The following is a 19673-nucleotide window of genomic DNA, read 5'->3' as shown; positions in this document are numbered from 1 at the left end:
GCTCAGGCCTGATGAATACGCTGCTTGAAGGTACGGGCAATGGCGTGAATGCCGGGCGCGTAGTGGTGTTCTTCAATGGCAGCCAGGGCGAGGTTGAGCGCTGTTTGGGCGATCAAGGGGTGCTGTTGGCCCATGGCATTGACCGGCAACGGCAGGAAGTCCAGCAACTGCGTGTCACCAAAGGTCGCCAGGCGCGTAGGTGCTGCGTGTTCCGGGTGATCGAGCAAGGCGTCAAACATGCCTTGCAGCAACACGTACGACGTCGTGACCAACGCGTCAGGGAAATGCCCCAGACGTGCCAGTAATTCATCAATGATGCGTCGACCGCATTCGCGGCTGAACGCAGTCCCGTGCTCGATCAGCACTTCACCGTCAAAACCTTCCAGGGCTTGTTTGAACCCTGCCGCGCGGGCCTGGCTGACGCTTAGCTCTGGGCGTGCGCCGATCAACGCAATTTGACGCGGCATCGGCTGCAAAAGGCTGCGGGTCAAGGCCATGCTGGCTTCGCGGTCATCGCTGATGACTGAGCAAAAGCGGTCTGCTGGCAACGTGCGGTCAATCGCGATGATCGGCATCCCCAGATCTTGCAATTGACGGTAGCTGTCGTCTTCTTCAGGCAAGCAACTGGCCACAAACAGGGCATCGCAGCGGCGCGCACGGAACAGTTTGAGCAATTGGCGCTCACTCTCGGGCGCGTCGTCTGAACTGGCGATCAGCAGTTGATAGCCACGGGCCCGGGCGCCTTGTTCCAATTGCTTGGCAATGCGCGCGTAACTCGGGTTTTCGAGGTCGGGAAGGATGAAACCCAGGGTGCGGCTGTGGCGGCTACGCAAACCCGCCGCTTGCGGGTTGGGCGTAAAACCATGTTCTTCAACCACAGCGCGCACCCGTTCCACCGTCGTGCTGCTGATGCGTTGCTGTTCAGCCTTGCCATTGATGACATAGCTGGCGGTGGTCACGGAAACACCTGCCAGTTGAGCGATATCGCTGAGCTTCACGCCGATAATTCCTTATTTTTTGTAGTACATGCCGACATTCTGGCCAATCCTACCCGATAAAGGCAGCCGACCAACGTCTGCCTTATCGCTACTGTATTTTTTTACTGCATCGTCTACCTGACGCGAGTCAATGCGACAGGTTGGGCTTCAAGCGCGGACGATTATGCAGTAACGTGCCGCACATTCATGATTAAACGTTTCAGCAAGCCTGTTTAATCGACGTAAGCCTCAGGTTGATGTGCGTGCCACACATCCGGTGACACACTTGGGGGCGAGCGGCCTAAGCTGACTTAATTCAAAACAATACCGGGCGCCACGGAGCGCCAGGAAAGGAGAACGCATGCTCGAGCTCACCATAGAGCAGATATCCATGGGCCAGACGGCTGTGGATAAGTCTGCTGCGTTGCAATTACTCGCCGAGAAGCTGGTCGCTGATGGCTTAGTGGCCGAAGGCTATCTGGACGGTTTGCGAGCGCGTGAAGCTCAGGGCTCGACCTTTCTGGGGCAGGGGATCGCGATTCCCCATGGCACCCCTGAAACCCGCGACCTGGTGTTCACCACCGGCGTGCGCCTGTTGCAGTTCCCCGAAGGCGTGGACTGGGGCGACGGGCAAATCGTGTACCTGGCCATCGGCATTGCTGCCAAGTCCGACGAGCACTTGCGTTTGTTGCAACTGTTGACCCGTGCCTTGGGCGAAACCGATCTGGGCGAAGCCTTACGACGCGCGAGTTCGGCCCAGGCCCTGCTCAAATTGCTTCAAGGCGCGCCTCAGGAACTGGCGCTCGACGCGCAAATGATTGGCTTGGGCGTCTCGGCAGACGACTTTGAAGAGTTGGTCTGGCGCGGGGCACGTTTGCTGCGTCAGGCTGAATGCGTCGATAACGGCTTCGCTGCGGTGTTGCAGCAGGTTGAAGCGCTGCCGCTGGGGGATGGCCTGTGGTGGCTGCACAGCGAGCAAATGGTCAGGCGGCCGGGGCTGGCTTTCGTCACGCCCGACAAACCGATCCGCTACTTGGGCCAGCCGCTCAGCGGTCTGTTCTGCCTCGCCAGCCTGGGGGAGGCTCACCAGGCCTTGCTGGAGCGGCTGTGTGCCTTATTGATCGAAGGCCGCGGTCACGAATTGGGCAATGCCACCAGCCGCCGCGCCGTGCTTGAAGTCTTGGGGGGCGAATTGCCGGCCGACTGGCCGAGTGCGCGTATTACCCTCGCCAACGCGCACGGGCTGCATGCGCGCCCGGCTAAAGTGCTCGCGCAGTTGGCCAAAAGTTTTGAGGGCGAGATTCGCGTCAGCATCGTGGGGGGCCATGAGTCGCCCGTGTCGGCCAAAAGTTTGAGCAAGTTGCTGAGTCTGGGGGCCCGTCGCGGCCAGGTGCTGGAGTTTGTGGCCGAGCCGGGCATTGCCAGCGACGCGCTACCCCCCCTGCTGGCGGCTATCGAAGAAGGATTGGGCGAAGACGTCGAGCCGTTGCCAGCCCTCAGCGAAGCGCCCGTCCCCGTAGCGGACGTGGCTCACGTGCTGACCGCCCCGGCGCCCGGCAGTGTGATCAACGCCATCCCGGCCGCCCCGGGCATCGCGATTGGCCCGGCGCATGTTCACGTGCTGCAAGTGCTGGATTACCCGGTGCGCGGTGAATCGTCCGTGGTGGAGCGCGAGCGTTTGCAACACGCGTTGACCGAAGTACGTCAGGACATCGAAACGCTGATTCAGCGCAGCCAGTCCAAGGCCATTCGCGAAATTTTCATCACCCATCAGGAAATGCTCGATGATCCCGAGCTGACCGATGACGTCGATAACCGCCTCAAGCAAGGCGAAAGCGCTGAAGCGGCGTGGATGTCGGTGATTGAAGCGGCGGCGCGTCAGCAAGAGGCGTTGCAGGATGCGCTGTTGGCCGAGCGTGCCGCCGATTTGCGCGACATTGGCCGCCGCGTGCTGGCGCAGTTGTGCGGCATCGAAACCCCGCCCGAACCCGATCAGCCTTACGTGCTGGTGATGGATGAAGTGGGACCTTCAGACGTGGCGCGGCTCGACCCGGCGCGGGTGGCGGGCATTCTGACTGCGCGCGGTGGTGCGACGGCCCACAGTGCCATCGTCGCCCGTGCGCTGGGCATTCCGGCGCTGGTCGGTGCAGGCGACGCCGTATTGTTGCTGGCACCGGGCACGCCCTTGTTGATCGACGGTCAGAGCGGACGCCTGCATGTGGCGCCGGACGCCGAGGCCCTGCAACGCGCAACGCTAGAGCGTGACAGTCGTGAACAGCGTTTGCAGGCCGCCAGTGCATTGCGCCATGAGCCTGCCGTGACCCGCGACGGGCACGCGGTGGAAGTGTTTGCCAACATCGGTGAAAGCAAAGGCGTGGCCAGTGCCGTCGAGCAAGGAGCTGAAGGCATCGGTCTGCTGCGCACCGAGCTGATTTTCATGGCCCATTCCCAAGCCCCGGATGAAGCCACTCAAGAAGCCGAATATCGCCGGGTTCTGGATGGCCTCAACGGCCGCCCGCTGGTGGTGCGTACGCTGGACGTGGGGGGCGACAAGCCGCTGCCGTACTGGCCGATTGATAAGGAAGAAAACCCGTTTTTGGGCGTGCGCGGCATTCGTCTTACGTTGCAGCGCCCGCAGGTCATGGAAAGCCAGTTGCGCGCCTTGTTGCGTTCGGCCGACAACCGCCCGCTGCGCATCATGTTCCCAATGGTCGGCAGCGTGGCCGAATGGCGCGCTGCCCGCGACATGACCGAGCGCTTGCGTCAGGAAATCCCGGTCGCTGACCTGCAACTGGGGATCATGATCGAAGTGCCGTCTGCCGCCTTGCTGGCGCCGGTGCTGGCCAAAGAGGTGGATTTCTTCAGTGTCGGCACCAACGACCTGACGCAGTACACGCTGGCCATCGACCGTGGCCATCCGACCTTGTCGGCTCAGGCCGACGGCTTGCACCCGGCTGTCTTGCAACTGATCGACATCACCGTGCGCGCCGCCCATGCCCATGGCAAGTGGGTGGGAGTGTGCGGCGAACTGGCGGCTGATCCGCTGGCCGTTCCCGTGCTGGTCGGGCTGGGGGTCGATGAACTGAGTGTGTCGGCGCGCAGCATTCCCGAGGTCAAGGCGCGGGTACGCGAGCTGAGCATGGACCGTCTCAAAACCCTGGCCGCCGACGCATTAGGCGTGGGCAGCCCGGACGAAGTACGTCAATTGGTGGAAGCGCTCTGATGGCCAAGATTCTGACCCTCACCCTCAACCCGGCGCTGGACCTGACGGTGCGCGTGGCGCACTTGCAGCCGGGCGACGTCAATCGCAGCCAGGCGATGCTGACCCATGCGGCCGGCAAGGGCGTCAACGTGGCGCAAGTGCTGGCGGATCTGGGCCACACACTCACCGTGAGCGGCTTTCTCGGTGAAGACAATCAACACGCCTTCAATGCGCTGTTTGCCCGTCGCGGTTTTGTCGACGCGTTTATCCGCGTGCCCGGTGAGACCCGCAGCAACATCAAACTGGCCGAAGACGATGGCCGTGTCACCGACATCAACGGGCCGGGCCCGCAGGTCAGCGAGGCCGCGCAGCAAGCCCTGCTCGACACGCTCGACCTGATTGCCGCCAGCCATGACGCTGTGGTGGTCGCGGGCAGTTTGCCGCGAGGGGTCAGCCCGCAGTGGCTGTATGAACTGCTGCTGCGGCTAAAGACCATGGGCTTGAAAGTGATTCTGGACACCAGCGGGGAAGCCTTGAAACACGGTTTGAACGCGGGACCGTGGCTGATCAAACCCAACACCGAAGAACTGAGCGACGCGCTGGGCGCGGATATCAGCAGTTTGGCGTCACAGGTCGCAGCGGCAACCCGCCTGCACGCCCAGGGCGTCGAGCACGTGGTGATTTCACAAGGGGCCGAGGGTGTGAACTGGTTCAGCCATGGCCCGACCTGGCACGCATTGCCGCCCAAAGTGAGTGTCGCCAGTACCGTGGGTGCTGGTGATTCACTGCTCGCGGGCATGCTGCACGGCCTGCTCAGCGGCCACTCCCCTGAACAGACACTGCGCACTGCCACGGCGATTGCCGCGATGGCGGTTACCCAGATCGGTTTTGGTATCAGCGATAGGGCGCAACTGGCGACACTCGAACGTGGCGTGCGCGTGCATCCCCTGACAGAAGAACAAGAGGCAAGCTCATGAAATTAGCCATTGTGACGGGTTGCCCCAACGGCATGGTAACCAGCGTGTTGTGTGCCCGATTGCTGGACGCCGCGGCGCAGCGTCAGGGGTGGAGCACCAGTGTCGAAGTGCATGACCCCAAGCACCCGGAACGCCAATTGTCGGCAGCCACCATCGACGAGGCTGAGTGGATTCTGGTGGTCAGCAGCACACCGCTGGACATGCAGCGCTTTATTGGCAAACGCATATTCCAGAGCACCCCGGCTCAAGCCTTGCAGGATGTGGAAGGGATACTGCGTCGGGGCGTTGAAGAAGCGCAGGTCTACACGGCGGTCGATCCCGTTGGGCAAGACGCAGCGCCTGCCCATTCCCATGCCCCCAAAATCGTCGCCGTGACGGCGTGCCCGACCGGCGTGGCCCACACGTTCATGGCCGCCGAAGCCTTGCAGCAAGCGGCCAAGCAACTGGGCTATGAGGTGCAGATCGAAACCCAGGGATCGGTGGGTGCCAGAAACCCGCTGAGCGCCCAGGCCATCCGTGAAGCCGATGTGGTGTTGCTGGCCGCTGACATTGAGGTGCCCACCGAGCGTTTCGCCGGCAAAAAAATCTACCGCTGCGGGACGGGCATTGCCCTTAAACAATCGCAAGCCACACTGAAAAAAGCCTTGAGCGAGGGGCGTGTAGAGAGCGCGGCGTCCGGCGCCGAGGCGCCTGTCAAATCGGAGAAGACCGGGGTCTATAAGCACCTGCTGACGGGTGTGTCGTTCATGTTGCCGATGGTCGTGGCGGGCGGTTTGCTGATCGCCCTGTCATTCGTCTTCGGCATTACCGCGTATAAAGAGCCCGGCACATTGGCCGCCGCCTTGATGCAGATTGGCGGCGATGCCGCGTTCAAATTGATGGTGCCGCTGCTGGCGGGCTACATCGCTTACTCGATTGCCGACCGTCCGGGCCTGGCGCCGGGGATGATTGGCGGCTTGCTGGCCAGCACGTTGGGTGCAGGTTTCATTGGCGGCATCATTGCCGGTTTCATTGCCGGGTATTGCGCCAAAGCGATCAACCGCTACGCGCGTCTGCCGCAAAGTCTGGAAGCGTTAAAGCCAATTCTCATCATCCCGTTATTCGCCAGCCTGTTTACCGGGCTGGTGATGATCTACGTGGTGGGCAAACCGGTGGCGGGCATGCTCGAAGGGCTGACCCACTTCCTCGACAGCATGGGCACCACCAACGCGATCCTGCTGGGCGTGTTGTTGGGCGGCATGATGTGCGTCGATCTGGGTGGCCCGATCAACAAAGCGGCGTACGCGTTTTCTGTCGGGTTGCTGGCTTCGCAAAGTTATGCACCGATGGCGGCCACCATGGCGGCGGGCATGGTGCCGCCGATAGGCCTGGGTATCGCGACCCTGATCGCGCGTCGCAAATTTGCCCAGACCGAGCGTGAAGCCGGCAAGGCAGCGATGGTACTGGGGATGTGTTTCATCTCGGAAGGCGCGATCCCGTTTGCGGCCAAAGACCCGTTGCGCGTGATCCCGGCGAGCGTGCTGGGTGGCGCGTTGACCGGAGCGTTGTCGATGTACTTCGGCTGCAAGTTGATGGCCCCGCATGGCGGGCTGTTTGTGATGTTGATCCCCAATGCCATCAACCACGCGCTGCTGTACTTGCTGGCCATTGTGGCGGGCAGTGTGCTGACAGCGGTGGTCTATGCCGTGATTAAACGGCCGGAGCCAGTGGAAATGGCGTTGGAAACGGCTTCTACCTGACTCATCATTACGCTGAGCATAAAAAGCCCCTGCCTTATTTAATAAGCAGGGGTTTTTTATTGTGCCTGTTCGAGGGCGCAAAGGAGGTGCTTGATGCGTGGGTAAACGCGGGTGTAGTTTTATAAATGAACCGGTCTTTACGGTTTATTTTATTAACCAAACCTGAGTTGATAATTATGAAGAGCTATAACAATTCTAAAAAACTGTTCAAACGTATTATTTCAGCATCGCTGGGTGTTTTGTTTTCTACGTTCATGACGTTCAGCGCGACGGCTTCTGCCGCCGCTTTGTGTGAGGGTAAATGGGTGTTGGTGGGTGGCGTACCCTGCGATATGTTGCCCATTGGCGGGGGAAGCGTGACCTGTTTGTTTTTCGGCAAAGATATTAATGCGAATGGCACGATTGAAGGTAACTCGGCCGATGTGTGCACGCTTTTGGATGCCAATAATAGCCAGCGCAGTTTTCCCTGTGTTGACGCGTGCAACTACACCAATAATTGCGAACTTAAACACTGCATGAACACGGACTCTATTATGGATGCCCGAAAAGAAGCCGGATTGCCTATAAAGAAAACAGAATAGACGGCATGACGTGACGCGATGTTCTGAATGCCCCTCAGCCGCTGTTAAAGGCTGAGGGGTATTGATCAGTAAACGTCTCTCTTATAACGACCCTGTTCTATCAGGCGTTCCAATGCTTCTGCTCCCACGATGTCGATCAATGCCTGATCAACCCCCGCCGCCATGCCTTGCAAACTGCCGCAGATGTAAAGGGCAGCCCCTTCAGCGAGCCACTGCCGGATCTCGTCAGCCGCTTCGCGAACGCGGTCCTGCACATACACTTTCTGCGCCTGATCCCGGGAGAACGCCAGACTCAGGTGCTCCAGATCCCCGTTGGCCAGCCAGCCATGCAGCTCTTCGCGGCAGTAAAAGTCATGGGCGGCATTGCGCTCTCCGAAGAACAGCCAGTTACGCTGTTCGCCCGCAGCGATCCGGGCCTTGAGCAGGCTGCGCAAACCGGCCAGACCAGTGCCGTTGCCGATCAATATCAGCGGGCAAGCTTCAGCAGGCAGGTGGAAACCACTGTTGCGGCGCACGCGCAGGTTGATGCTCGACCCCACAGGCGCGTGCTCTGTCAACCAGCCTGAACCAATCCCCAGACTCCCGTCCGCATGCCGTTCCTGACGCACGATGAGTTGCAGCACGCCATCCTCCGGGATCGAGGCGATGGAGTATTCGCGCATGTTCAACGGGATCAAGGCATCGACCAACGCTTGTGCATGCATGCCCACCAGATGCCCGCGGTTTTCCGGCAGTTGGCGGCTAGCAAGAGCTTGAGCCAGTGTTTCTTGCAGGCCTGCCAGTTGTACCGGGCTGTCGGCGCTCAGGCCAAGGCCTTCAAGGAAGTGTTCAACTGCCCACGCACACTGGCGCGGCATGACCTCGACCAGATCGCCGGCTTGCCAGCGGTAATGGGCGTCAGGCGCACGCAACCCCAGCAGATACACGCTGGAGCCGCGGCTGCCGGGGTTGATCAGGTCGCGCTGTTCAAGGGTCCAGTTGTTGTAGCTGGGCGCTTGCCACGGGACACTGGGTGCGCCTCCCGTCAGTTGGCTGAGGTGTTGTTGCCACTGATGCAGCGCATCGGGGTCGCCGCTGTCGACCTGCACCGGGCTGAACAATGCCTGCGCGCCGCGCTCGCTGAGCCACTGTTGAATGCGTGTCGCAAACCCGCAGAAGTGCGGGTATTGGCGATCACCCAAGGCCAGCACTGAATACTTGAGCGTGCGCAGGCTTAAAGGTTGGCCCAGCACGTTGCGTTCAAAGCCCCGGGCGTTGTCCGGCGCTTCACCGTCGCCAAAGGTACTGACCACAAACAGGGCGTTGCCCGCGTGCTGCAAGTCTTTTTCACTGAGTGCCGCCAACGGCTGCACCCGTACCGGTAGCCCTGCCGACTGCAACTGGCCTGCCGTTTGCCAGGCCAGTTGTTCGGCAAATCCGCTTTGACTGGCAAAGCCGATCAACCAGGAAGACGCATCGCTGCTGTTGCCAGCCAACCCTTTACGGGCCTCTTTGACCTGACGCTTTTTGCGGCGTCGATCCAGATACAACAACCAGCCGGTGATGAAAAACAGCGGCATGGTCAAGCTGGCGACGGTGACCAGGATGCGCCCGGTCAGGCCCCAGTAACTGCCGACGTGCAACGCGTAGAGGCTGGTAAGCAGTTGCGCCTTGTAGCTTTTATCGTCGTAGCGCTCGTGCTTTTTGATCGCGCCGGTGGTCGGGTCAAGCACGATCTGGTTGAAAGCACGCTCATGGGGCGAGTCGGTTCTCAGGTAGAACACGGTCGCAGGCTGACCGGCCGCCGGTGGCATGCGCACGTTGTACAGGCTCAGCTCAGGGCCAGCGGCTTTTTGAATGCTGGCCCAGATTGCCTCGTAATCGGCCACGGGAGCCGGCCCGGCCGGGCCGCGCTGGCCACGGCCGCCTTTGCGTTGCTCGCCCTGATGCGAATCACCAAACAGTGTTTGTAAGCCTTTGTTGTACCACTCGTAGGACCATGACAACCCGGTCAACGCAGCCAGCAGATAGAAGACCATGCACCAGGTGCCCGCCACTGCGTGCAAATCCCAGTTGAAGCTACGGCCTTTTTTCGCCCAATCGAGCGTCAGCCATGCGCGCCAGTTCAGCGCTTTACGCGGCCAGCGCAGGTACAGTCCGGAGAGGCAAAAGAAAATCAGCATCAAGGTGCAAGCGCCGGTGATTTGCCGCCCGGTTTGGCCCATGGCCAAAAAACGGTGCAATTGCAGCATCAGGCCGAAGAAATCCTGACCCACGGCGTCGCCCTGATAAGTCCCGGTGTAGGGGTCGACATAGCGCATCTGCCCACGTCGCTCGCCCGGCGGCGGGGTGAAGAACACGCGGGCGGCGCTGTCACTGTCGATACCGACCCACAACATCGCGACCTGCTTGCCCTCCGTGGCCTCGACCTTGCGCACCAGCTCGGCAGGTGGCAGCACGCCGCTGTCGAGTTTTTCGACCTTGAGTACAGACGGGTTGAGCGCGTTCAGCAGTTCGTCCTGAAACGACACCACTGCACCGGTAATGCCCATCAGGGCCAGCACCAGACCGGCGGTTATCCCGAAAAACCAGTGCAGTTGAAACAGTGTTTTCTTGAACACAACGACCGCCTTGCTTGCTCAATTGAATGCTTGTTTTATACGTCGAGACCGAAAGTGATCCGGCTTGCACACAAAAGCCCCGGCCATGGGATGGACGGGGCTTGGTTTAACGTGACATCTGGTTAGAAGTGGAAATTGGTGGTCAGCAAAGCCGTACGGCCCGGTGCCTGATTAGCAAAGTGGGTCGAGAAGGCTTTGTCGTAGTAGGTCTTGTCGGTCAGGTTTTGTACGTTCAGTTGCAGGTCGACGTTTTTGCTCAGCTTGTAACTGGCCATGGCGTCGTAGCGCGTATAAGACGGCACATAGGTGGTGTTGGCAACGTTGCCGAACACGTCGTCTACATAGAACGCGCCGCCACCTACAGTCAGCTTGGGCGTGATGGCGTACGTAGTCCACAGGCTGGCGCTGTTGCGCGGCGTGTTAGGCAGCTTGTTGCCATCGGTAGCCTTGTTCAACGGGCCGCCGTCCTGCTGTTTGGCGTCAAGGTAGCTATAACCGGCGAACACTTGCCATTTGTCGGTGATCTTGCCGCTGGCAGACAACTCGATGCCGTCTACACGGGTTTTACCGGCGTTTTCGTAAGATGCAGTGTCGACCTGAACTCGGGTGTTTTCTTTCTCTGTACGGAAAATAGCAGCGGTCAGAGAGAGGCGGTCATTGAACACATCCCACTTGGTGCCGAGCTCGTAGTTAGTTGTTTCTTCGGGCTCAAGGTCACTACTGGCGAATGCTCCGCTGCGCTCAGGAGAACCTGAAAGTGCGTTACCTTCCATGCCTTCACCCAACATTGATCCGGGTGGGGTAGCTGACGTGGCGTAAGAAACATAGATGCTTCCGTTCGGTCTTACTTTCCAGACCAAGCCCAGTTGGCCGGAGAAGAAGTCGCTGGTGTCTTCACCTTTATAGGTCACCGGTGCTTTGGTTTTTGAATCCAGTGCGTGAGTTTTGTACTGGGTCTCGAAATGGTCGTAACGAAGGCCCATGTTCAGTAGCCACTCAGGCGACAGTTCCAGCGTATCCATTACATATAGAGCGCGAGTATTGCTGGACGTGGCCGTTCCCAGATAGTTGCGCGAGATTGCGCCGCTCCATGGGTCGTTCGGTGTCGGGTTACCCAGAGAGGTGCAGTTATAACCACTTGGTGATCCGATCATCCCCGGCGTGCAGCTTGAATCAGCGACACTGGTGCTGCCAATGGTATCGGTATTGACGTTATAAGAGGATCTGTCGCTGGTTTCGCGGCTAATTTCAATCCCGGTGGAAAAACTGTTCTTGAAGCCTGCAACGTAGAAATCACCAAACAGATCTGTTTGGTTGGTTGTCGTCGCAGTATTGCTTACTCGCGAGTTGGCTCTGCGCCAAACGCTGCCATTGTTCACGTTGCCTTTGCTGTCATCCGGCTGCGTCAGGATGTAGTCCTGCATGCTGTTGCCATGACGCAGCGTATTTTTGACAGTCAGGCTGTCATTGAAATCATGCTCGAAGGCCAGTGTTGTGATATCGGTCCGGGTTTTGCGGAAGTCACGATCAGTCAAACCGTAAAAGTTCGTGCTGTCGCCGCCGTCGTTCGGCTTGTCGGGGCTCGCGGCAGTGTGAGTCTTGCCCACAGAGAAACCGTAAGGAATGCCTGAGTCCGGCAGGTCATTACTTTCCATGTGGTAGTAATCGATGTTAACGCGCGTGTCAGTGCCCAGGCCAAAGGCCAGCGACGGGGCGATACCCCAGCGGTCGTAGTTAACGTTGTCACGTCCGGCAACGTTGCTTTCGTGGCTCATCAGGTTTAAACGGCCTGCTACTGTGTCGCTGAACTGGTAGTTGCCATCCAGTGTGTAACGCTGGGTTTGATCCGAACCCCAGGTATAACCCGCATCGAAAGAATTACCCAAATGAGCTTTTTTGCTCACGAGGTTGATGGTGCCGCCTGCCGCGCCACGTCCGCCGAAGGCAGAGTTCGGTCCCTTTGCGACTTCGATGTTTTCTACGGCAAAGATTTCGCGGCTTTGTGCGCCGGTGTCGCGCACGCCATCCAGATAAGTATCACCCTGGGCATCAAAACCACGAATGAAGGGGCGGTCGCCTTGCGGGTTGCCACCTTCGCCAGCGCCGAACGTAACACCCGGAACGGTGCGCAAGGCGTCTTGCAGCGAAGTGGCCGCAGTGTCTTTGATCAGTTGCTGCGGGATCACGGTGATCGAGCGCGGGGTGTCGATCAGGGGGGCCGTGTATTTTGGGGAGTCTGCCTTTTCAGTTTGATAGGCGTCCTGCTGCTCCCCCGTCACGGTGGTTGCGCCAAGGGAAATACTGTTGCCCTGTGCCTTGCTTTCGGTGCTTTCAGCCGCCTGAGCCATGTGCGCGGCAGAGGTTGCAGTGATTGCTACACCGATGGCCGAAGCCAGCAAACGCGGCGAGCTGACAGGTATTTTTATTGGTTGGCGCAACATCGTTAGATCCCTTCCCCCAGAATTTGAGCAGAGAAATATAGTGCAAACAATTCTGCCTATCAATTGAGATCAATTACTATTAGCGCGAAATTTACATTCTTTACAATTTTGCTTTACGGTTTTTTCACACTCGTTCGTCTCCTGCCTCGATCAGCGTTTTACACGATCAATAAGAATCAATACCATTGCCATCTCTTTGCTATCAGGTACTGCGTCATGCTCCTGCATATTCCCGGCTTGTTTACCCGTGAAGAAGTCCTGCGTATTCGCGAGGCACTGGAGCAGGCGGACTGGGCTGACGGCAAAATCACGGCCGGCTATCAGTCCGCCAAGGCCAAGCACAATCTGCAATTGCCGGAAGGCCATCCGCTCGCCAAAGAAATTGGCGCGGCCATGATTGATCGGCTGTGGCAGAACCCGCAGTTCATGTCAGCCGCCTTGCCGCATAAAGTGTTCCCGCCGTTGCTCAACTGTTACACGGCAGGCGGCAGCTTCGACTTCCACATCGATAATGCGGTGCGTCAGCCCAAGGGCAATCCTGAGCGGGTGCGCACGGATTTGTCGTCGACCCTGTTCTTCAACGACCCCGATGATTACGACGGCGGCGAACTGGTGATTCAGGACACATATGGCGTACAGCACGTCAAATTGCCCGCTGGCGACATGGTCTTGTACCCCGGCACCAGCCTGCACAAGGTCAACGCCGTCACGCGGGGCACCCGGTTTGCCTCCTTCTTCTGGACCCAAAGCCTGGTGCGTGAAGACAGCCAACGCACGCTGTTGTACGAAATGGACGGCGCGATCCAGCAACTGACCCGTGACGTGCCTGATCACCCTTCGCTCATTCAGCTCACCGGCACCTACCACAACCTGCTGCGCCGCTGGGTTGAGGTATAACCCATGAGTTTTCAACTACGCCGCCAGGAATTGCTCGATGGCGAACAGCTCAGCGCCATGTTGGCTGAAAATCCTGCGCGGGCGGCTCAGGCGATCCTGCTGGCAGCCAAGCAAGGCATCGTCGATGGCCAGGCGTTGCTGGGGCAGATTTTGCTCGACGGGCAAGGCATCGAACGTGACCCGGTGTTGGCCAGGCGCTGGTTCCAGATCGCAGCCAACGCGGGCCACCTGATGGCGCGCAACATGCTCGGTCGCTGTTGGGAGCATGGTTGGGGCGGGCCTTCGGATCTGACTCTGGCCAGTCTGGAATACCGTCAGGCAGCCGAAGCCGGACTGGACTGGGCCATGTACAACTACGCCAACTTGCTGGCCACGGGGCGCGGCGTAGCAGAGGATCAGTTTGCCGCCATGGCCTTGTACCGGCAGGCGGCTGAGCTGGGGCACGCCAAGTCGATGAATTTGCTGGGCCGTTATCTGGAGGACGGTCAGTACTGTGCACAGGACCTTAAAGCCGCCTGGCAGTGGTACCAACGTTCGGCTGAGGGCGGAGATTTTCGTGGGCAGTTCAGCCATGCCGCTGTCCTGGCTCAACGTGGGCAAGTCGACGAAGCCCTTGAATGGTTGCGCAAGGCGCTCGCTGGCGGGAATCTGAATTTTTTGCGCGTTGCTCAGCGATCCCTCATGGAGGCGCCGGATGCGCGCATTCGTTCAATGGCCTCAGACTTTGCACAGCGCGTGGCACAACTTCAACTCGCGTGATCAGATGCCGTTCTGGCAGGCGCAAGTTTAAAGAAGATCTGCGTTAAATAGTTATTGCACTACAGACGCAATAGTAATAGTTAGTGCAATGGTCAATAGCGCTGTCACGCAGCGCACTCTCTTACAGGATTTAGCGCTTGGCCTGTATTGCGGGCGTCGTGGTTAGGCTTAGTCTTGTTCATCTGTATTAATTGAACAGGAGTTGCACGATGTCTGAGCATTATGTCGATGAGTTGGAATCTATTGTCGGGTCTGAATTTTATGAACAATCGGGCGTGTTCGAGCAATCGATTGTCGTACCGTTGCGCTTTATGCAGTATTTGGCGGGTGTACGCATAAGTGGAATTCCTCGTGCCGACAGAGGGTTTTTATTTAGGCGCACGGATATTGAAAATATTCGATTATATGTTGACCATGCACGCCTCCTGCCCACGACTCTTGAGAGCGTAAAGCGGCTGTATCCCCCACGGGCTGTGGGTCTGGAAGGACTTGAGCCGGAACAAATAGTGAGTTTTCATCAACAGGTACTGACGCACACCAAGGCCTGGACCAACCTTGAACATGCCGTCAAAGTTGCATGCGACAGCATGAACCAATTGGCAGGAGACATCCCGGAGCGTTTTCTTCAACTGGTTGAAGATATCGATGGGATCGCGGAAGGGCAATCCGCAGACCTTCAACGTAACGAAGGGGATCTGCAACTTGTTGCGTTGACTGATCAACAGCGTTCTGCGCTTGAAGGTATACGTTTAAATCGGGTTCACGAGCAGCCGGATATACGAGGCTTCTTCAATACCACCATCTTCACCCAATGCCGTGCATTCAATAACACCCTGGTGAACGTGTTGATGCCAAAAGTTGCTGCGCTTTTAGAGGCCTATTCGCACGTAAATAATCTGCCAGTCAGTGCCTCCTTTGAGACTGATTTGCGCGCGATAGATGAGCAGCTAAATACGCGGGTCACTGATTATGAACGGCTGATTACGGAAACAGCACCCGGCATGATGCCACGGTTCAGTCTGGATGCCAGTTCAGGTGTATTCAGCCGCCAGGCCGGAATAGTGAGAGGGGAGATTCATCGGTTGGTTGTCGAGCGCGGGCGTTTAGTCTTCGCCCATTTGCCGCAGGACGCTTTGGGCACGATTCTATACGTGTCCCAACAACGATTTTTTGAGCTACGCGGACGCTTTATGGCTGCCGCCGTGACCTGCCGCGAGATGGAGCAGGCGTGGGACCCCCTCAAGTGGTATGTGTTGGGCGTGAATGAGTATTTGAAGCAGGTGAGCCACCTGTCAGACCTCACCCAACTGAAAATAAATCTCGTGAGGCTGATGAAAACCTGGTTGCGCGTTAAATCACTGACTGAGCAAGTCTACAATTCATTTACAACCATATTGGAGCGCGATGACTGGACGGCGGGGTAGTGTATGACTATTCCTTTCATATCATGGGCACAGTAAAACTTAGCGTGCCGACGCCTCTTGCACACACGGAGTGGGCTGAATTAGAGGGGGGGCTTACTATTTTAATTATTTCAAAGGTGCTTTTATTTCCAAGTGTAACCCTATTGTCTTTCGCCACTTCTCATATCCAGATGTGTCATCCTCCTACAATCTTTGATGCTTTAGTCGTGTTGAGTAAGTTGGGTTTGGCTCTAGGCTGTTAAGAGCAGGCTCATAAATTAAAGGTGCTAAAAAATGGATAGTTTGGCGTTGGATATTGACTTGGAAAGTATCAGTGATTTAAGTGTTGATGTGGCAGCCATTCGTTTGCCGGGGGAATACATTAAGTTAGTGGCGGGGGAAACGCGGTCTGCTGTTGATCCAAAAGATATAGGTTTTATAATACGGCGAGAGGATATTCATAATACGCGTAAGTATGTCGCTTTTGCCAAAATGCTACCGCTCTCGCTGGACGTGGTCAGAAAGCGTTTGAATTATGATCGTATTGAAATTGAGGGCTTGTCGCCAGAAGATATTTTAAAGCTGAATGAGCGCACCGTGGCGCATGCTAATACGTGGCCCGCCGTAGAGTCGGGCAGTAAAGAAGTCGCGAGAGAACTGGAGAAATTCGCAGCTAATTTTATAACCACGGGCGAAAGTGTTGTATCGCTTATAAGGACTGTTGAATTAGGGCGACAGCTGGAAGGGACTTTAAAAGATCTGACCGAGGAAGAACAACAAAAGTTTCACGCTATCTGGCTAGACCGTACAGAGAAGCTCGCCATTGAAAAGATGGTGGGGTATTTAGCAGACGCCAAGAAGAGTACAACCGGTTTTATCAAGTCTGTCGAGCAGGTTGGGGCATTGGCCAAGGGCTTTGAGAAAGGTTTGTCCGATGATTTGATCCCTTTGGTTAAAGCCAAAATGATGGCCTATAAAAACTCGGGCAAAGAGCATGAGCGTCAGGCATTACTTGAAGAAGTTCTACAGCTCAATGAGCAAATCGATGCGCTTGCCAGTGCTTACAAAAACGCGGTAGGGGCTTCTTTCTCAGGCTTGGTTTTGGGGCCATTCGGGCTTGTGGTAACGGGGGGAGTTTTTGGCAGTAAGGCTGAAAAAATCCGGAAGGAAAAAAATCAACTTATTGCTGATAGACGCAAGTTGTTAGAGAAGCTTAAATCTGCCGATAAGTTAGCTGAGTTGCTTGATGATCTTCAACTGCACTTTGTTGATCTGCAAGGACAAATGTTAGGGGCTGAAGTGGGTGCCAAGCAGCTGTCGCAAATATGGACGTATATAGCTGCTTACCTAGATGACGCCAGCGAATCCTTGAAAAAAGTAGATACCCTGTTGGAGCTCCATAAGTTTGCAATGCATTTTTCTATGGTTATTAATCCTTGGACCAGTATCAAGGGCTACTCTGCGCAAATTTCCACAGCGTTCAATGAACTGCTACAACCCTGATTTATAAGGAATATAAACGTGAACGGAATCACAAACCTGAATCTCTATCCCGCTTTAAATATGGTCGCCGTCAAAGGGGCTGTAAGTGTGTTTAACAGTGCGGTTGCAAGTAATACTTTTGCTACACTTCCTGGTTTGCAGGAGCGTGTGATGCGGGCGCAACTACTGATTAATAGCCATAGTCGCTCTTTAGTCGATCAGGCCATCGCACTCGAAGCGTCACTGTCCAGTGCAGGTATCAGCGATATTGCCAAGCAATATAAAGGGATTGCTGAAGCTTCATCGTTGGACCCCAAATTGAAGGCCAAGGGCCTTGAAGACTTGAACGCGTTCTGCCAGGAACGATTGCGCCACGTTGTGCAAAAAGTCGAGGCCGCCCAAGGCTTGATTGAGGCCAACCGGGCAGAAATAGGCGCATTGACGCTGGATCACTTCGCAGGCGATATGATTGACTATGATGAGGCTCGCCTCACGGCACTGGTGACACGTGAAGCCGCATTGAAAGCCACGGGTGAACAACTGCAGGCAGATTGGGATGCCATCAAAGCTGCTAAAGAATTACTCGAGACTGATTTTTGGAAGGAGCATATTAAAAAAGCCCTCCCCACTGCCGAAGAGCTGCAGATGTTAGTGTCGCAGGCACTGGTTCCCAAGCTTGATGTTGAAATTATCAAATTAGGACTGCAGCGATTAGAGAAGTACCTGGATATGTTTGGTGCAGCGGCAAAGCTGGTGTCCTTGGGCGAAGCCCTCGTGCGGTTGTCGAAAAATATATCCGCCAACAACCTTGAGCGCCACGAAGTTCAAGAGAAAATCAAGGCGTTGCAGGCGCGCAAGGAAAAACTTGAATCCTATGACGCCGTCTTGACGGCAAGAACGCAATGGGTAGAACAAGTGGGGCTGGTCGTGGAAAGTCTGGTGGTGTTTCTAAGAGAGTGTCGTCTTTTTCAAACAGCTGACGAGTGCGACATTGTTTCATTGCAAACTCACCTGACCACGTTTATTTCAGTGTTGCGTCAGGTGCGTGTTTGATTTAAGCGTCAGAGCAAAACGCCCATGCAGCATGGCTGCATGGGCGTGTGGGATTACAAGTAAAAAGACTTCAACGGAGGGAAACCATTGAATTCAACGGCGCTGTAGCTTGTGGTGTAAGCACCGGTCGACAGCCAGTACAGACGGTCGCCGATAGCCAGATTGAGTGGCAGACCATACTTGTAGTTTTCATACATGATATCGGCGCTGTCGCAGGTGGGCCCCGCGATGACCACCTCTTCCATTTCACCTTTCTTTTCCGTCCAGATCGGAAACTTGATCGCTTCGTCCATGGTTTCAATCAAACCCGAGAATTTGCCGACATCGGTGTACACCCAGCGCTCCACAGCGGTGCGCGATTTACGGGCCACCAGCACCACTTCGCTGACCAGAATCCCCGCGTTGGCAATCAGGGAGCGGCCCGGTTCCAGAATGATTTCCGGCAGGTCGTCGCCAAAATCTTCTTTCAGGAAACGAATGATTTCTTCAGCGTAGGTTTCGAGGCTGTTGGTGCGAGTGATGTAGTTGGCCGGGAAGCCACCGCCCATGTTGATCAGCTTCAGGTGAATGCCGTCTTCTTCTTTCAGGCGTTCGAAAATCACTTTGACCTTGGCAATGGCGGCATCCCAGACGCTGATGTCGCGTTGCTGGGAGCCGACATGGAACGAAATACCGTAAGGCACCAGGCCAAGATCGCGGGCCAAAATCAGCAAGTCCATGGCCATGTCGGTCTGGCAGCCAAACTTGCGTGACAGCGGCCAGTCAGCGGTGGTCGAGCCTTCGGTGAGGATGCGCACATACACCTTGGCGCCAGGCGCGGCTTTGGCGATGTTGCGCAGGTCGGCTTCGGAGTCCGTGGAGAACAGGCGCACGCCTTTCTCGTAGAAGTAGCGGATGTCTTTGGATTTTTTGATGGTATTGCCGTAGCTGATACGATCCGGGCTCACGCCCTGTGCCATCACTTTATCCAGCTCATAGATCGAAGCGATGTCGAAGTTCGAGCCTTTGTCGCGCAGCAAGTTGATGATTTCAACCGCCGGGTTGGCCTTGACGGCGTAGTACACCTTGGCAAATTCGAAACCTGCGCGCAGGTCATCGTAGGCCTGGCTGATCATCGCGGTGTCGATTACCACGAACGGGGTTTCTTGGGTGTCAGCGAACGCTTTCATTTTCTGAAAGGTATCGCGCGCGTAATAGTCTTCGACCTTAATCGACATGCTGAGGGACTCCTGGTGGCAAACGTCATCAATAAATGGGCGCAACTGAACATCCTCCGTATCCCCACTTTGGTTCGCCTACTTCCCAAGGCATGTCCGCCGAAAGCAAAAAAGGTAAATGAACCTTGCTGTCTCGTCGTCAGTACTTGAGCCGGATGGATCGTTTCCAGCATGGATGTTCGGCGCGAACTGTAGGGGGTGATTGCCCATTGATCAACAAAAAATGTCGCGTTTTTGCACGAGTTCGTCGCAGGCTGTTTACCGGCGGTTTAAGTAACCGACCGTGGCAGGGAGGGGATGTTCAATAAGGCGTTTTTAGAGGTGCCCAGAGGCCGCAGGCGCAAG

The 19673-nt window shown here is 56.7% G+C and carries 13 protein-coding genes; 9 read left to right on the top strand and 4 right to left on the bottom strand.

Annotated features, from left to right (window positions below; translation table 11 throughout):
- Positions 1-2: 2 nt before the first annotated feature.
- Complete coding sequence (cra, locus tag BKD70_RS07340; protein ID WP_047273666.1) at positions 3-998, bottom strand: catabolite repressor/activator; 996 nt, start codon at positions 996-998, stop codon at positions 3-5.
- A 340-nt stretch (positions 999-1338) separates the two neighbouring features.
- On the opposite strand from cra, the gene ptsP reads away from it, so the two are divergent.
- The 4 genes from ptsP to BKD70_RS07320 all read left to right on the top strand — a co-directional run bounded on the left by ptsP (position 1339) and on the right by BKD70_RS07320 (position 7476).
- Positions 1339-4200, top strand: a complete 2862-nt coding sequence (ptsP, locus tag BKD70_RS07335; protein WP_047273667.1) for a phosphoenolpyruvate--protein phosphotransferase — start codon at positions 1339-1341, stop codon at positions 4198-4200.
- Positions 4200-5156: a 1-phosphofructokinase gene (gene pfkB, locus BKD70_RS07330; RefSeq protein WP_047273669.1), complete on the top strand. Its 957-nt coding sequence runs from the start codon at positions 4200-4202 to the stop codon at positions 5154-5156. The genes ptsP and pfkB overlap by 1 nt, the downstream gene beginning before the upstream one ends.
- A complete protein-coding gene (locus BKD70_RS07325; protein ID WP_047273670.1) occupies positions 5153-6895 on the top strand; it encodes a PTS fructose-like transporter subunit IIB in 1743 nt (580 codons plus the stop codon). Before pfkB ends, BKD70_RS07325 begins: the two co-directional genes overlap by 4 nt.
- Positions 6896-7071: 176 nt before the next feature.
- Positions 7072-7476 carry a hypothetical protein gene (locus BKD70_RS07320; protein WP_047273672.1) on the top strand — a complete coding sequence of 135 codons (405 nt, stop codon included), beginning with the start codon at positions 7072-7074 and terminating at the stop codon, positions 7474-7476.
- 65 nt (positions 7477-7541) lie between these two features.
- On the opposite strand, the gene BKD70_RS07315 is transcribed toward BKD70_RS07320, so the two are convergent.
- Both BKD70_RS07315 and BKD70_RS07310 read right to left on the bottom strand, forming a co-directional pair.
- Positions 7542-10076 carry a sulfite reductase flavoprotein subunit alpha gene (locus BKD70_RS07315; protein WP_047273673.1) on the bottom strand — a complete coding sequence of 845 codons (2535 nt, stop codon included), beginning with the start codon at positions 10074-10076 and terminating at the stop codon, positions 7542-7544.
- A gap of 122 nt (positions 10077-10198) precedes the next feature.
- Positions 10199-12517, bottom strand: coding sequence for a TonB-dependent siderophore receptor (locus BKD70_RS07310; RefSeq protein WP_047273675.1), 2319 nt, complete (start codon positions 12515-12517; stop codon positions 10199-10201).
- A 216-nt stretch (positions 12518-12733) separates the two neighbouring features.
- Between BKD70_RS07310 and BKD70_RS07305 the strand changes: the two genes are divergently transcribed.
- The 5 genes from BKD70_RS07305 (at position 12734) to BKD70_RS07285 (ending at position 18111) form a co-directional block, all read left to right on the top strand.
- Positions 12734-13414, top strand: a complete 681-nt coding sequence (locus BKD70_RS07305; protein ID WP_047273677.1) for a Fe2+-dependent dioxygenase — start codon at positions 12734-12736, stop codon at positions 13412-13414.
- Positions 13415-13417: 3 nt separating this feature from the next.
- Positions 13418-14173 carry a tetratricopeptide repeat protein gene (locus tag BKD70_RS07300; protein WP_047273679.1) on the top strand — a complete coding sequence of 252 codons (756 nt, stop codon included), beginning with the start codon at positions 13418-13420 and terminating at the stop codon, positions 14171-14173.
- Between the two features lie 209 nt (positions 14174-14382).
- Positions 14383-15597: a hypothetical protein gene (locus tag BKD70_RS07295; protein ID WP_047273681.1), complete on the top strand. Its 1215-nt coding sequence runs from the start codon at positions 14383-14385 to the stop codon at positions 15595-15597.
- Between the two features lie 273 nt (positions 15598-15870).
- Positions 15871-17079: an alpha-xenorhabdolysin family binary toxin subunit A gene (locus BKD70_RS07290; RefSeq protein WP_047273683.1), complete on the top strand. Its 1209-nt coding sequence runs from the start codon at positions 15871-15873 to the stop codon at positions 17077-17079.
- Positions 17080-17097: 18 nt separating this feature from the next.
- Positions 17098-18111 carry an alpha-xenorhabdolysin family binary toxin subunit B gene (locus tag BKD70_RS07285; protein ID WP_139047528.1) on the top strand — a complete coding sequence of 338 codons (1014 nt, stop codon included), beginning with the start codon at positions 17098-17100 and terminating at the stop codon, positions 18109-18111.
- A gap of 53 nt (positions 18112-18164) precedes the next feature.
- Here BKD70_RS07285 and BKD70_RS07280 read toward each other — a convergent pair whose 3' ends face one another.
- The gene (locus BKD70_RS07280) at positions 18165-19328 is read right to left on the bottom strand and encodes a type III PLP-dependent enzyme (RefSeq protein WP_047273687.1); all 1164 of its coding nucleotides are present in this window, start codon (positions 19326-19328) and stop codon (positions 18165-18167) included.
- Positions 19329-19673 lie beyond the last annotated feature (345 nt).

This window comes from Pseudomonas sp. BS-2016 (assembly GCF_001806145.1).
In the GTDB taxonomy this organism is placed as follows: Bacteria; Pseudomonadota; Gammaproteobacteria; order Pseudomonadales; family Pseudomonadaceae; genus Aquipseudomonas; species Aquipseudomonas lundensis.
The sequence above is the reverse complement of the archived record's forward strand: the minus strand, read 5'-3'. Positions and strand labels throughout refer to the sequence as shown.

What these genes read in the sequence shown, in the direction of transcription:
- ptsP (WP_047273667.1), top strand. Translation starts at nt 1,339, where the DNA reads ATGCTCGAGCTCACCATAGAGCAGATATCCATGGGCCAGACGGCTGTG.
- pfkB (WP_047273669.1), top strand. Translation starts at nt 4,200, where the DNA reads ATGGCCAAGATTCTGACCCTCACCCTCAACCCGGCGCTGGACCTGACG.
- BKD70_RS07325 (WP_047273670.1), top strand. Translation starts at nt 5,153, where the DNA reads ATGAAATTAGCCATTGTGACGGGTTGCCCCAACGGCATGGTAACCAGC.
- BKD70_RS07320 (WP_047273672.1), top strand. Translation starts at nt 7,072, where the DNA reads ATGAAGAGCTATAACAATTCTAAAAAACTGTTCAAACGTATTATTTCA.
- BKD70_RS07310 (WP_047273675.1), bottom strand. Translation starts at nt 12,517, where the DNA reads ATGTTGCGCCAACCAATAAAAATACCTGTCAGCTCGCCGCGTTTGCTG.
- BKD70_RS07305 (WP_047273677.1), top strand. Translation starts at nt 12,734, where the DNA reads ATGCTCCTGCATATTCCCGGCTTGTTTACCCGTGAAGAAGTCCTGCGT.
- BKD70_RS07300 (WP_047273679.1), top strand. Translation starts at nt 13,418, where the DNA reads ATGAGTTTTCAACTACGCCGCCAGGAATTGCTCGATGGCGAACAGCTC.
- BKD70_RS07295 (WP_047273681.1), top strand. Translation starts at nt 14,383, where the DNA reads ATGTCTGAGCATTATGTCGATGAGTTGGAATCTATTGTCGGGTCTGAA.
- BKD70_RS07290 (WP_047273683.1), top strand. Translation starts at nt 15,871, where the DNA reads ATGGATAGTTTGGCGTTGGATATTGACTTGGAAAGTATCAGTGATTTA.
- BKD70_RS07280 (WP_047273687.1), bottom strand. Translation starts at nt 19,328, where the DNA reads ATGTCGATTAAGGTCGAAGACTATTACGCGCGCGATACCTTTCAGAAA.